This window comes from Streptomyces sp. JLSY215 (assembly GCF_059682825.1).
Genome location: NZ_CM185022.1, coordinates 1,170,065 through 1,182,756, shown reverse-complemented (window position 1 = coordinate 1,182,756; position 12,692 = coordinate 1,170,065). Strand labels below are relative to the sequence as shown.

The following is a 12,692-nucleotide window of genomic DNA, read 5'->3' as shown; positions in this document are numbered from 1 at the left end:
TCCTTGGAGGATGGCAGCGCAGCGGAGCACGGCGGACATCCTCGACGCGGCCGTCCAGGTCCGTGAGGCCGCCAGGAGCGCCACGAGCGGTGCGACCGGTGTCGACACGGTCCTGGCGGCGCTGTCGGCGGTGATGGAGTACGACCATGCCTCCCTGGCCCGGTGGGATCCGCTTCGCCGGCGCCACACCACCCTGGCCGGGAGCTACCCGGACGACGCCACTGCCTACATCGAGACCCGTCTCCACCACGACCCGGTGTTCCCCGTGCTCCGCAGCCCGGCCCGAGGCGGTCTCTGGCTCAGGGACGTCCCCCGGCAGCTCCTCGCGACGTCCCCGGGCTTCCAGGAGGTGCTGTCTCCCCTCGGCGTCGAGGACGGCGTGGCCCAGTGCCTGTTCGCCACCGACGGCCGGTACGTCGGCATGCTGAACGTCAGCACCCGCCGGCCGCGGCGCATGCCCGATCCGGCGCGCGCCGTGGTCACCCTGCTCACCGAGGCCCTCGCCGCGACCGTCGACCCCCGGTCGGGGCCGCCGCCCGCGGAGGTCGCCGCGGCCGCGGACGCGCGGCGGCCTGGCGGGCTCTCGCCGCGGGAGCTCCAGGTGCTGGCCGAACTGACCACCGGCCGCACCAACCGGGAGATCGCCGAGCGGCTGTACATCACGCCGCGCACCGTAGGGACCCACATCGAGCACATCCTCGCCAAGCTCGACCTCCCCAACCGCGCTGCCGCCGCCGCCCGAGCCGCCGCCTGGGGAATCGCCCCCTCCCGCTGACGCGCTGCCCGCCTCGTGCTCAACTCGCCACATCTGATGCTCAGTCACACCGGTTGGTGACTGAGCGAGCTGGTTGGCCGATGGCCGCTTCAGTTGGCCGCTTTGGTGTGACGTCGTCGGTCCGCCCTGCACGCTCCGCCTCGCGCACGCAGCCCTCGCCCAGGTCCTTCTCGTCCAGAGGCCGCCTGCCCGGCGCAGCCGAGGGCGGATCTTGTCCGGGTGACGGTCGTTCGCTACGCACATCCAAGACATGTGCTATGAAACACCTGGCATTGCATGGCGTGGGGGCGAAGTGATGGCTTCATTCGAAGGTTTGCTGGTGGGGCGTGCGGCTGAGTTGGCGGAGCTGTCCAGGCTGGCGGAGTCCACGCTTGCGGGCGAGGGGCGGGCCGCGTTCGTCGTGGGTGAGGCAGGTCTCGGGAAGACCGCGGTGCTCGAGCAGGCCGCGGCGGCCGCAGAGAGCAGGGGCCTGCGGGTGCTGCAGGGGAGTGCCCAGGAGCTGGAACAGGCATGTCCGTTCGCCTTCATCTCAAGCTGCTTGGGGCTGGAGGAGTCTCCCTCGGATGCCCGGCGGGCCCGGGTCGCCGAGGTGCTGCGTGGCGATGCCCGCTACGGTCTGCCGGGCGCCAAGAGCGAATCGGCGGGGGCGTATGCCGCGACGATCGAGGCGATGATCGGGCTGGTCGAGGACCTGTGCGCACAGGGGCCGCTGGCGCTGTTCCTCGACGACCTCCAGTGGGCGGACTCGGCAAGCGTGGCCGTGCTGCACAAACTGGTGTGTTCGGTGCATCAATTGCCGCTTCTGGTGGTGGGGGCTCACCGGCCCCTGTCCGGAGTCGGGGAAGTCGACCACCTGTCACGGAGCCCGATCGCCGGAAATCGCACCCTGCTGGAGCTGGCACCCCTCGATACGGAGGCCGTGGCGGCCCTGCTGGCGGAGCTGTGCGGCCGACCGGCCGGTCCGCGACTGCGCCGCATGGCCGAGGGAGCCGCCGGCAACCCGCTGTACCTCACCGAGTTGATCGCCGCGCTGAGGCGCGAGCGGGCCATCGAGACCGGTGGGGCCACGGCGGACATCGCCGCCGGCTGCTCGCTGCCGCCGCTGACCGCGCTGGTGACGCACCGGCTTCGCTATCTGCGTGATGACGTGCTGCAGGTGCTGCGTGTCGCCTCCGTACTGGGCGCCAGTTGCACCACCACCGAACTCGCAGCGGTGGTGGACCTTCCGCTACGCGACCTGCTGGCCGTCTTCGCGGAGGCCGAGGCATCCGGGGTGCTGAGGGACACGGGTCAACGCCTGCGCTTCCGGCATGACCTCATCCGGCACGCCTTGTACGACGCCGTGCCGGGATCGGTCCGGGCCATGCTGCACATGAGAGCAGCGCAGTGTCTGGCTGGGGCCGGGGCAGCTCCCGAACGCGTTGCCGAGCACCTCCTCAACGGGCCGCCGGGCCCGGACTTCCTGATCACGTGGCTGGAAGGATCCGCGGCACGGCTCACCACGCGGGCACCGACCATGGCTCTGCGGCTGCTCACCACGGCGTTGGAAGTCGGCGACCCCACGGATGCCGGGTACGCCAACCTCCGCCTGCACCACGCCCTTGCGCAGCTCTCCTGCGGTCTCCTCGCCGAAGCGGAGGAAAGCGCCCGCTGCGCCCTGGCCAAGGCGCCTGACCCCGGGTGGGAATGCCTGATGCGCTGGATCGTCATCCAGGCCGCGTTCGCCCGCGGCCGGCCCGACCTGGCGCTGGCGGAGGCACGGGCCGGCTGCCGGAGCCCAGGCATACCGGCGATCGAGGCGGTCCGGCTCCAGGCGTTCGGCGCGGTATGCCTCTTCGCGCTGGGCGACCTCACCGAAGCCGGCGCGGTCGCCTCACGTGCCCGGCGCGCCGCTGACAAGGCCGGCGACAGTCACGCCCTGGCCGGCGCCCTGCACGTACTGGCGGCCAAGCGTTTCCTCGAAACGCCGGACGCCGAAGCGCTGGAACTTGCGCGGCAGGCGTCCCGCCTCACGCCCGACACGATGCACCCGGCGCAGTGGATGGGGCTGCAACTCGCCCTGGTGAACTACTACGTCGATCTCGATCTCGGGCACGACGCCCAGCAGACCCTCGCCGCCATCCGCGTCCCGGCGGAGCACACCGGAGGGATGTTCCTGCCCTGGTACCACCTGTCCTGCGCGCTCCTCGCCTTTCACACGGGGCGCTGGGACGATGCGCTGGCGGAGATCGCATCAGGTCTCGACTGCGGAGGCCAGGACGCGCTGAGCCGGGCGCTGCGGGCGGTGGCGGCATTGATCGCCGTGCACAGAGGCCGGCGCCCCCTCGCCGAAGCACATCTGACCGCTCTGCTGCCTGAGGTCGACAACTCGACGGTCGCCGCCTTCTACGAGTATCTGCCGTTGTGCGCCGGCGTCCTTCTGGACGAAGCGCAGGGCGATGCCCGGCGCGCCTACTCCCGGCTCGCCGAGGCGTTCGACAGCGGCGTCGGCCATCTGCCGGGCCAGCTGATCCTCAGTTTTCTGACACCTGATCTGGTCCGCCTCGCCCTGGCCCAGGGGGACCGTGCGAACGCACGCCGATACGCCGCCGCCGCGCAACGGCGCGCCGACCACAGCGGGGGCCTCTACCACCTCGGTGACGCCTACCGCTGTCAAGGTCTGCTGAACGGGGACCCCGATCTGCTCATGGAAGCGGTCCGCTGCTACCGCAACGCTCCGCGGCCACTCAACGCGGCACACGCCCTGACCGATGCGGCGGAAATGCTGGCCCGTGGAGGGCGGCCGGATGACGCCCGTTTCCTGCTCGACCAGGCGCTGGACACCTTCACGCAGCTGGGCGCGGTCTGGGACGTGGCCCAGGCGACGTCCCGGCTGCGTGCGGTCGCCGTCCGCCGGGGCTCACACAGGACCCGAACCGGTTCTCGCGACGGCTGGGAAGCACTCACCCACACCGAACGCCTGGTTGCGGAGCACGTGGCCGAGGGGTGTTCCAATCCCGAGATCGCGGCTCGGCTGTCCATCGCCCGAAGCACCGTCAGCACCCATGTGTCCAGCATCCTCAGAAAGCTGGCGATGACCTCACGGGTCGAGATCGCCGCGGAGGTGACCCGCCGGCAGAAGTCCGGGCGGTCACCTTCGCGGGACTGACCCCTCGGCGCTCGACGCGTTGTTCCCCGGCTCCCTTCGCGGAGGCCGGGGAACGGTCCGACGGCGGGCCGTCAAACGGTCCGAGGACGTGCCGTCAGATCACGCGGCGCAGTGCACTCGGATCACGGGGGGAGTGCTCCGCACCGGTCACCGGTTGTTGACGCACTCCGAAGCGGAGCTGTCGCTCGTGCACAGCACCAGGTCGCTGCTGAGATTGTCGGTGCCGTCCTTGGCGGGGACGGTGGCGGTGCCGTCGCCGGACCAGGTGTCCCCGAGATCATTGGTGAACGTCCACTTACCCGTCACCGTCTTCATCAGCTGGCCGCGCATCGCCCAGCTGTAGTTGCCCGGCTTCACGGATATCTTGTTCGCGTCGCTCACGGTGTCGGTCTGGGTCCAGGAGTGCTCATAGCGTGCGGTGAGCGCCGTACTGACCTTGGCCGTGACGAATTCGACGTTGACCCCGACCTCGCTGGTGACGGTGAGGGAGGTGCCCACCGTGTTGGTCTGGGACGTGGTCTGCGTCCAGGTGATGGTCCGTTCCCCGGGATCGGTGCTGTTGTTCCACACGTTGGAGCTGACCCGCTTCAGATTCCCCACGGACGCCACGCTGTCGCCGGTGACCGCGTAATCGCACGACTTGACGGCGCCGGCACCGTTGCTGCACTGCTTCAGGGCGTACGCGGTGGCCAGGTCCGCGAGGGTGGGGCCGGTGTACTCCGGGCCGGGCGTCGGGCCGATGGTCCACTCCTGGTTGCTGTCACCGTTGCAGTCGTGGATGCCCACGGTCGTGCCGTCGTTACTGCTTCCCCCGAACACGTCCATGCACTTATCGGTGTTGACGTTCCGGATCAGGTAGTAGCCGTCACCGCCGCCCGAGGGCTGCAGATACCAATTCTGCTTGCTGTTCTTCTGGTCGCAGTACTGCGGCTCGACGAGGTGGCCGTTGTCGGTGTTGAAGTCGATGCACTTCTGCGTCTTGTCGTTGCGGATCAGGAAACTCCCGTCCCCGTTGGGAAGGATGCTCCAATTCGCCATCGGCGACTTGTTGATGACTACTTCGGTGCCGTAGTCCGGCGAGTCCTTCGCCAGATCCAATGACGGCGCAAGACCGTCGCTCTGGGGCAGGCGTGGCGACAGGGACAGGCCGGTGAGGGCGGGAGTGTCCGCGTGAGCCGTTCCGGTCGTGAGCGGAGAGACTGACGTGGCGAGCGTGGCGAAGGCGACCGCGGCAAATGCGGCCATCGTCCGCCGCACCGGCCCGTGGGGGGTCGGCTCGGTGATCATGGTTATTCGGTTCTCCTTGGGCGGTTCTTGCCTGTGGGGCCGGCTCGGTAACCGGCCCTGTTGCCGCGGTAACGCCTCCCGGACGGGGGAGGAAGCGCCCCATTCCTGGCTGTGGCCCTGCTGCGGCGGTGCCAACGTACGAGGGGCCGCGCGGCGTTACATCCGTCAACTGACGGAGGACTTGCGGAAGAGGGCACTCGCGGCTGGGCTGCCCTCTCCGCTCGGCAGGGCCACGAACCGGCGTTGCGCCGACGTCCGTCGCGTGGGACCCCACTCTCGGCTTTCTCGCCCGTCTGCTCCCGTCGAGCCCTTCACGCGATGCCGCAGGCACGCCCGGTCGCACGGCACGCGCCCCATACACCTGCCTGCCTGCCCGCCCAATACTCCAGTGGTAGATCGTCATGCGCCTTGGGCTCGGCGCTGCCGGTCGCTGACGGAAACCAGGTGGGGGCTCGGCGTACTACCTGGGTAAGGTCGCGCAATGCCCGAGCTGAAGCGGCTGCATGCCGACGATGCCCCGGCGGTCCTGGCCTTCGAGCTGGCGAACCGCGCCTACTTCGCTGCCTCGGTCTCCGACCGCGGCGACGACTTCTTCGACCGGTTCGCCGACTGGTACAACGCCCTGCTGGCTGAACAGGAGGCCGGCATCTGTGCCTTCTATCTGCTCGTGGCCGAAGACGGCGCGGTACTCGGCAGGTTCAATCTGGTCGACATCGAGGACCGTACTGCGGAACTCGGCTACCGGGTCGCGCAGCACGTCGCCGGCCGCGGCGTGGCAACCGCGAACGTCCGGGAGCTGTGTCGGCTGGCGGCGGCCCGGCATGCGCTGCGCACACTGCGGGCGGCGACCGCCCGCCGGAATGTCGCGTCCCAGAAGGTGCTGACCAAAGCCGGGTTCGTCCCCGCCGGGCCCGCCGACCCGGCCCATCTCGGCGGTAAGCCAGGGACCTGGTATCAGCGCGACCTGGTGCTCCAGCCGTACGGTGTGATCTTGCCGGGGGCCAGCTGAGGGGGCAGTGGCGGCCACTGCTGACCATCGGCGTGAAGACCAACGATCTTGCGGTGGCCGTAGGTCACGGCAGAGATCCTGCCCGTTGGCAGGAGACGTTCGAGGCCCTGATGGGCCCTATCGCGGGACGGTTCGTCCGGGGAACCACGCTGCCGCGGCGGCCCGCCTCAAGGCAGCCCCGGGAGGCGAAACAGCCGGCCGAGGCCGCCCTGAGGAACCGGTCACTTGCGCCAGAACAGGTGGCGCGTCACCCCGCTCGGGCTGGGGACGCCCCCCCAGGTCCGCGTTGCCGATCTGCGAGAACCGCTGGCTCTTGCTCCCTTGCCACGGAAAGCCGGCAGGGAAGGACTTCGCTGCGCCGTCAGCCGAGGGTGAGCGAGCCGTCCTCGACGTTCACCTTGGCCGTCGGCAGCGGTTCGGTGGCGGGGCCGTGCTTGACGCTGCCGTCGGTGACGTCGAATTTGCTTCCGTGGCAGAGGCAGTTGATGGTGCCGCCGGTGATCTCGCCGACCAGGCAGCCCGCATGCGTGCAGACCGCGGAGAACGCCTTGAACTCGCCGTCCTTCGGCTGGGTCACCACCACCTTCTCGGCCTTGAAGATCTTGCCGCCGCCTCGGGGGATCTCGGAGGTCTTCCCGAGGGTGGTCCCGCTCGCGGCGGACGAGCTGCCGCCGCCGCAGGCCGCCAGGGCCGCGGTCAGCCCGACTGCGCCGGCCGCCGCGACGACGGTCCGCCGCGCGGGCCCGCCCGGCCGCTCCGGTGCCGTCCGCTGCGATATCGCCTGCTCCGGTGCCGTCCGGTCCGCCGATTCCTCTCGAGCCATGTCCGCCTCCGATGTCCGGTGGGTTCGCCAGGTGTGGGGTTTCCGCGTTCGTTACGGCCATACGGGCGGGCCGCCGCCAGCGTTCAACCCCCGAGCAAACCTGCGTCTCCGCGCAGATCTGCGTCCTCAGGCAACCCTTCGCCCCCGCCCGAACCCGTGCCGCCCACGCCCGACCCCGTACCGCCGGCGCCCTACCGTCCCCCGCGCGACCCCCGGCCGGTCCGCAGCGCCCCGAGCAGGAAATCGCGCTGGAAACGGAGCAGGTTCTCGTTGACCGCCGCATCGGCCGGGGAGTGGGTGGCCCCGGGCAGCGGCAGGACCGTGTGCGGTTTGCCCGCCGCGAGCAGTTCCGCCGAGAAGCGCAGCGTGTGCGCGGCCGCGACGTTGTCGTCGGCGAGCCCGTGGACGAGCAGCAGCGGGCGGCGCAGCCGGTGGCCGTGGCCGACCAGGGAGGAGCGCGCGTAGTTCTCCGGGTGGGTGTCCGGGTGGCCCAGGAACCGTTCCTTCCAGTGGGTGTCGTAGAGCCGCTGGTCGGTGGGTGGGGCGCCGGCCACCGCCGCGTGGAAGACATCGGGCCGGTGCAGTACGGCGGCCGCCGCCAGGAACCCGCCGAATGACCAGCCGCGGATCGCCACCCGCCCCAGATCCAGGTCGCCGAACCGTTCCCCGGCGGCCAGCAGCCCGTCCACCTGGTCCTCCAGCGCGGGCGTGAGCTGGTCGCCGTGCACGGCCTTCTCCCAGGCGGGGCCCCGTCCCGGCGTCCCGCGGCCGTCGATCACCAGGACCGCGAAGCCCTGCTCCGCGAACCACTGCGACACCCCCGCGGGCCAGCCGCGGTCGCGCCCCACGCACTGCGTGCCGGGGCCCCCGTACGGGTCGAGCAGTACCGGCAGCCGCCCGGTGCCCTCCGTGTGCCACGACGGGAGGTAGAGCGCGCCGCGCAACTCGCGTGCGCCGAGCGCGAGAAGCCGCGGCCGCGGGGCGACCACCGGTTCCTCCGCGAGCGAGGCGATGGCCCCCACGGGCACGCACCCGCCGACCTCGGTGCGGACGACCGTCACCTCGGCGCCCGACGGCCCGACGCCCGCCAGGACGACCGTGCCGACCCGCCCCACGCCCCCGTACCTGCCGGGATCCCGGCTCAGCGGGCGGCTGCCGTGGCCGGGCTCGTAGCGCCATACATGGGTCTCGGCAGGGTCCTCGCTCGCCGTGAACAGCACCCGCTCGCCCTCGACGCCGAGGACCGCGCGCAGCTGCAGCCCGTCGGGTGTGACCCGGTGGCCGCCGACGGTCAGATACCGGGTGCCGTCCGTGTCCTCCGGCAGGACCAGGGCTCCCGAGGCGGTACGAGCCGGGGTGCCGGCCACGAGCTCCACCCACGCGGGATCCGTCCGCTCGTGCAGCACCTCGGTGGCGCCGGTCGCCGGATCGACGGCGAGCGTGCGCACCGTGCGCTGGTCACGGCTCTGTACGGCGATGACGGGGCCGTGCGCGTCCCAGCCCGCGTCGACGAGGTACTCGTACGCCTTCCGGTCCCATGTCACGTCCACCCGCTCGCCGTCCAGCGCCACCACCTGCAAGGTGACCTCCGCATTCGCGGTGCCCGCCGCCGGGTAGCGGATGACCTGCGGTGGCTTCGTCGGGTCGGCCGGGTCGCTGAGGTAGCGCCGTGCCATGGGGGAGGTGTCGACCCGGGCCACCAGGAGACGGCGGCTGTCCGGCGCCCACCAGTAGCCGCGCGACCGGCCCATCGACTCGGCGGCGGCGTATTCGGCGAGGCCGTAGCCGATCTCCGGGCCCTCGCTGCGGGCCAGCTGCCGGTCGGCGCCGTCCAAGCCGACGACATGCAAGGACCGGCGGCTGACATAGGCGATGGCCCGCCCGTCGGGTGAGGGACGCGGGTCGACGACCGGACCGGCCGCGGGTACGGAGAACGGCTCGCCGCCGTCCGTACGCACCGCCCACAGCGCCCCGGACAGCGCGAACGCCACCAGCCGAGCGGCGTCATCGGCGGCATACGCCACCACCCCCACGGACCGCTCCCGCGCCCGCTCCCGCCGCAGCCGCTCCTCCTCGGGCACCGCCTCCGGCCCGGCCCCCACCAGGAGCGCCGGGTCGGCCAGCACCCGCTCCGTGCCGTCCTCGTGCTGCCACAGCCGGCCGACCGGATCGGTCCCCGACCCCGTCCGCACGAAGAGCACCCGTCGTCCGTCCGGTGAGACGGTGAACTGCCGCGGCACACCGAGCGAGAAGCGGCGGGTGCGCGCGAACTGCCGTGGGAAGCCGTCCGAGTGCGCTTCCGCACCGTCCCGCGTGTCCTGCGACGCGCCGTCCAACGCGCCGTCCAACGTGCCGCGCGATGCGCCGTGCGATGTGCCGTCCAAGGTGCTGCCCTCCAAAGTGCCGTCGCGTGGGGCCGTGATGGCCCAAGGTTGTATAGGCACAAAAGAGCGCGGCGCGAAAGGGATATCCACGGAATCGGGCACCGGGGCGGCGGACGGAACCCGGGAACGCCGCTACGCCTCCCCGGCCTCCTCCTCGTAGGGGAACCGGGCGAGCGGGGCGGCCTGCTGGAAGAACGTCTTGGCGCGGATCGCCGCCCGCTCGTCGGCCCGCACCTGACCGGGCCGGGAGCCGTTGCCGAACAGCACCCCGCCGAACCGCATCCGCAGATACGCCGCCGTGTGGCGCAGGGTGGTCGTCAGCCCGTCGGCGACGGCCTCGTCGCGGTCCGCCATGACCGTCACCCCCCACAGGGTCCGCCCCGCCATCCGTTCCTGGAAGTCCGAGCCGGGCGCCGTCAGCCAGCCCGACCAGTAGTCGAGGTAGCGCTTGGTCTGCGCGGAGAGGGTGTACCAGTACAGCGGCGAGGCGAGGACGATGTCGGTGGCGTCGAGAGTGGCCCGGCGCAGCGTCTCCTCGCTCTCCCCGGCCGGCCAGGTGCCGGTCTCGTGCCGCCCGTCCTGGAAGTCCGGCAGGGGCAACGTGGCCAGGTCCACCCAGCGCTGCGGTATCTCCGTGGGCAACTGCTCTGCGGCGGCCCGCGCGAGCATCTCGGTGTTGCCGTCGGGGCGAGAGCTGCCCAGGACGAAGAGGAACGAGCGGGCGGCCGCTGCCCGGTCGTCGCGTGGGTCGGCGGAAGAGGTCATGGGTCACTCCAGCGGTACGGGATCGGGCGGATCGGCGAGCGGCCCGCCGAGCGGCGGAATGCCTGCTCGCGCAGCGACGTTAAGCCTTGACACCAGTGAGAAGGTCAACCTCTGAGGGGGACGGGGCACATGCTGATCGGGGAGTTGTCGCGGCGTACCGGGGTCAGCCCGCGGCTGCTGCGCTACTACGGCGCGCAGGGACTGCTCGACGCCGGCCGCGGACCGAACGGCTACCGCGAATACGACGAGGAGTCGGTGGTCACCGTGCGGAAGATCCGCGCCCTGCTGACGGCCGGACTGTCCACCGAGGTGATCCGCGCGGTCCTGCCCTGCGCCCGGGGCGAGCTGCCGGAGTTCGACTGGTGCGCGGACCTGCGGGCCCTTCTGGACCGGGAGCTGGCGGCCACGGACAAACGCATCGACGATCTCCAGCGCACCCGCAGCGCCCTCGCCGGCTATCTGGCACAGCCCTGAGCCGGCGCCCACGGTGCGCGGATGACGCCGCTATACGTGGTCCGCGCCGCCCAGCTCCTCGGCGAGGGACTGCTGTACGTAGGCCATGGCTTCCTGGTAGGAGGGCTCGGCGAAGCGCCGGCCCATCTCCTCCGGCGTGACGTCCTCCACGCGCTGGAAGATCCACCACAGATGGCCCTGCGGGTCACGGATCCGTGCGGCCGCTTCGCCGAAGGCCAGCACGGTCGGCCGGGTCACGAGCCGGGCGCCCGCCGAGAGGGCCTTGTCCACGGTCGCCTGCGCATCGTCGACGTAGATCCTCAGATGCGCCGGCAGGGCCGGCCAGCCCGGCCGGCGGTCGAACATCATCACCACCGAGCCTCCCACCTCCACCTCGGCGTGGCCGATCGTGCCGTCCTCGTTGAGGATGCGGGAGCCGCGCTCCCGGGCTCCGAACACCCGGCCGAGGAACGCGATCTCCGCGTCGGTGTCCTGGGATATCACCCATGGGTCGATCCGGGAGTAGCCGCCGGAAACGATGTCGCCATCGTCATTGATCGTCATGCCGGGAGCCTTGCACACCGGCCCGCCCGCGAGGGCGAAATCGGCGGCCAACAAGGCGGAATGCAGGGCCACTTCGGCCGTTGACGCGGAGGCGGCGGCGCTGACCGGTGTCCTTGGCCGCCGGGTGTCCCGGCCGCCCCGTCAGCCGACCCGCCGGGCCAGCACCTGTCCCGGCCATTCCCCGGACAGAAAAGGGTCGGTGGGGTGGAAGCCGTTGCGCTCGTAGAACGCGACCAGCTCGCCCCCGCCGCCCGCCCAGCAGTCGACCCGCAGCAGCTGGACGCCGGCCCGCCGGGTCTCCTCGGCGGCATGGGACAGCAGCGCCGCCCCGATGCCCCGGCCGGCGTACCGTCGGTCGGAGACCAGCAGCCGGACGTAACGCTCGGGTTCCCCGGCCGGTTCGATCGGCATCTGCGGGCTGGGTCCGTGGTCCAGGACCAGGGCTCCGACCGGCGTCCCGGCCAACTCCGCTACGTACGGGGTGTTTTCGGTGGTGTACCGCTCGACCCGGGCCACCCCGCCGGGCTTCTGCGAATACGGTGTGGTGCCCCACTGCTGGGTGTTGCCGCGGGCGTTCATCCAGGCCACCGCGGCGTCGAGCATGTCCAGAATGGCCGGTGCGTCGGCGAGGCTGCCCGTTCTGATCCGTATGTCGTGCGTGGTGTCGTTCACGGCAGAAGCCTAGGCACTGCCGGGCGATCACGGGCGGGTCAGGGGAGGGTCAGGGGCGGATCATGACCCGCTCGCCGCGGGCGGCGTCCGGATCCCCCGACCCGCCGTACGGCCGGACCGATCACTCGTAGCTGACCGACGGGAACCAGTCGTCCCGGCCGCGGCGGGTGAGATCGAGAAGGTGCCATACGGGGCTGAGCAGGTCGATGCCCCGCTGGTCGATGGCGTCGGACATCCGGGGGTGCACCGAGTAGAAGTGGCGCATGGACCCGTTGCCGTCGCGGGTGAAGACCGACACCGTCGAATCCTGGTTGCCGTCGGCGTCCTCGCTGCCGAGGTCGTATGTGAAGCTGCCGGCCCCGGCGCTGAGCAGGCGCAGCCGCGTCCACCGCCGGCTGCGGGCGTGCGCGCGGAGCGCGGGCGGGTCGGCCGCGGCGACGATCACGAAGTCGACGTTCCGCGCCACGTGGTGGGCGATTCCGTTGAAACCGTCGATCCACATGGTGCACATGGGGCACGGCTCGGTCTGCTGCTTGCCGTACATGAAGTGGTAGACGACCAGGTCGCGTCCGGGCCGGGTGAACAGTTCGCTCAGCCGGACGGTCGTCACCGGCGCATCGCCGGCCTGTAGGTCGGCAGGGCCCTCCGTGAACGCGTAGTCCTCGACGACGGGGCCCGGTGGCAGCCGGCGGCGCAGGTCGGCGACGCGTTCGCGATGGCGCATCAGCTCGATCTCGGCCTGGCGCAGCTCCTCGCGGGCGCCGGCGTATTCCGCCGATTCCCCGGTGAGATTGGTTTGACGCATCACTACC

The 12,692-nt window shown here is 71.4% G+C and carries 11 protein-coding genes; 4 read left to right on the top strand and 7 right to left on the bottom strand.

All coding sequences use genetic code 11. The annotated features are described in order from the left end of the window. Window positions 1–10 precede the first annotated feature (10 nt). Window positions 11–775, top strand: coding sequence for a helix-turn-helix transcriptional regulator (locus AC5677_RS05285; protein WP_497193832.1), 765 nt, complete (start codon window positions 11–13; stop codon window positions 773–775). Between the two features lie 319 nt (window positions 776–1,094). Beyond that, entirely contained in the window at window positions 1,095–3,923 is a 2,829-nt protein-coding gene (locus AC5677_RS05280) for an ATP-binding protein (protein ID WP_497193831.1), read from the top strand. 147 nt (window positions 3,924–4,070) lie between these two features. Here AC5677_RS05280 and AC5677_RS05275 read toward each other — a convergent pair whose 3' ends face one another. Beyond that, complete coding sequence (locus tag AC5677_RS05275) at window positions 4,071–5,210, bottom strand: RICIN domain-containing protein (protein ID WP_497193830.1); 1,140 nt, start codon at window positions 5,208–5,210, stop codon at window positions 4,071–4,073. A 481-nt stretch (window positions 5,211–5,691) separates the two neighbouring features. Between AC5677_RS05275 and AC5677_RS05270 the strand changes: the two genes are divergently transcribed. After that, window positions 5,692–6,219, top strand: coding sequence for a GNAT family N-acetyltransferase (locus AC5677_RS05270; protein ID WP_497193829.1), 528 nt, complete (start codon window positions 5,692–5,694; stop codon window positions 6,217–6,219). Window positions 6,220–6,580: 361 nt separating this feature from the next. Here the strand turns inward: AC5677_RS05270 and AC5677_RS05265 are convergent, their stop codons facing one another. The 3 genes from AC5677_RS05265 to AC5677_RS05255 all read right to left on the bottom strand — a co-directional run bounded on the left by AC5677_RS05265 (window position 6,581) and on the right by AC5677_RS05255 (window position 10,191). Continuing rightward, complete coding sequence (locus tag AC5677_RS05265; protein ID WP_497193828.1) at window positions 6,581–7,042, bottom strand: Rieske (2Fe-2S) protein; 462 nt, start codon at window positions 7,040–7,042, stop codon at window positions 6,581–6,583. Between the two features lie 191 nt (window positions 7,043–7,233). Continuing rightward, window positions 7,234–9,378 (bottom strand): S9 family peptidase, encoded by a 2,145-nt coding sequence (locus tag AC5677_RS05260; RefSeq protein ID WP_497196515.1) that lies wholly within the window; start codon window positions 9,376–9,378, stop codon window positions 7,234–7,236. 180 nt (window positions 9,379–9,558) lie between these two features. Further along, window positions 9,559–10,191, bottom strand: a complete 633-nt coding sequence (locus AC5677_RS05255) for a flavodoxin family protein (protein ID WP_497193827.1) — start codon at window positions 10,189–10,191, stop codon at window positions 9,559–9,561. A gap of 129 nt (window positions 10,192–10,320) precedes the next feature. On the opposite strand from AC5677_RS05255, the gene AC5677_RS05250 reads away from it, so the two are divergent. Further along, complete coding sequence (locus tag AC5677_RS05250; RefSeq protein ID WP_497193826.1) at window positions 10,321–10,665, top strand: MerR family transcriptional regulator; 345 nt, start codon at window positions 10,321–10,323, stop codon at window positions 10,663–10,665. Between the two features lie 30 nt (window positions 10,666–10,695). On the opposite strand, the gene AC5677_RS05245 is transcribed toward AC5677_RS05250, so the two are convergent. From AC5677_RS05245 to AC5677_RS05235, 3 genes are all read right to left on the bottom strand, one after another. Further along, window positions 10,696–11,208: a VOC family protein gene (locus AC5677_RS05245; RefSeq protein ID WP_497193825.1), complete on the bottom strand. Its 513-nt coding sequence runs from the start codon at window positions 11,206–11,208 to the stop codon at window positions 10,696–10,698. 141 nt (window positions 11,209–11,349) lie between these two features. Beyond that, the gene (locus AC5677_RS05240) at window positions 11,350–11,880 is read right to left on the bottom strand and encodes a GNAT family N-acetyltransferase (protein WP_497193824.1); all 531 of its coding nucleotides are present in this window, start codon (window positions 11,878–11,880) and stop codon (window positions 11,350–11,352) included. A gap of 121 nt (window positions 11,881–12,001) precedes the next feature. After that, window positions 12,002–12,685 carry a DUF899 family protein gene (locus AC5677_RS05235; protein WP_497193823.1) on the bottom strand — a complete coding sequence of 228 codons (684 nt, stop codon included), beginning with the start codon at window positions 12,683–12,685 and terminating at the stop codon, window positions 12,002–12,004. Window positions 12,686–12,692 lie beyond the last annotated feature (7 nt).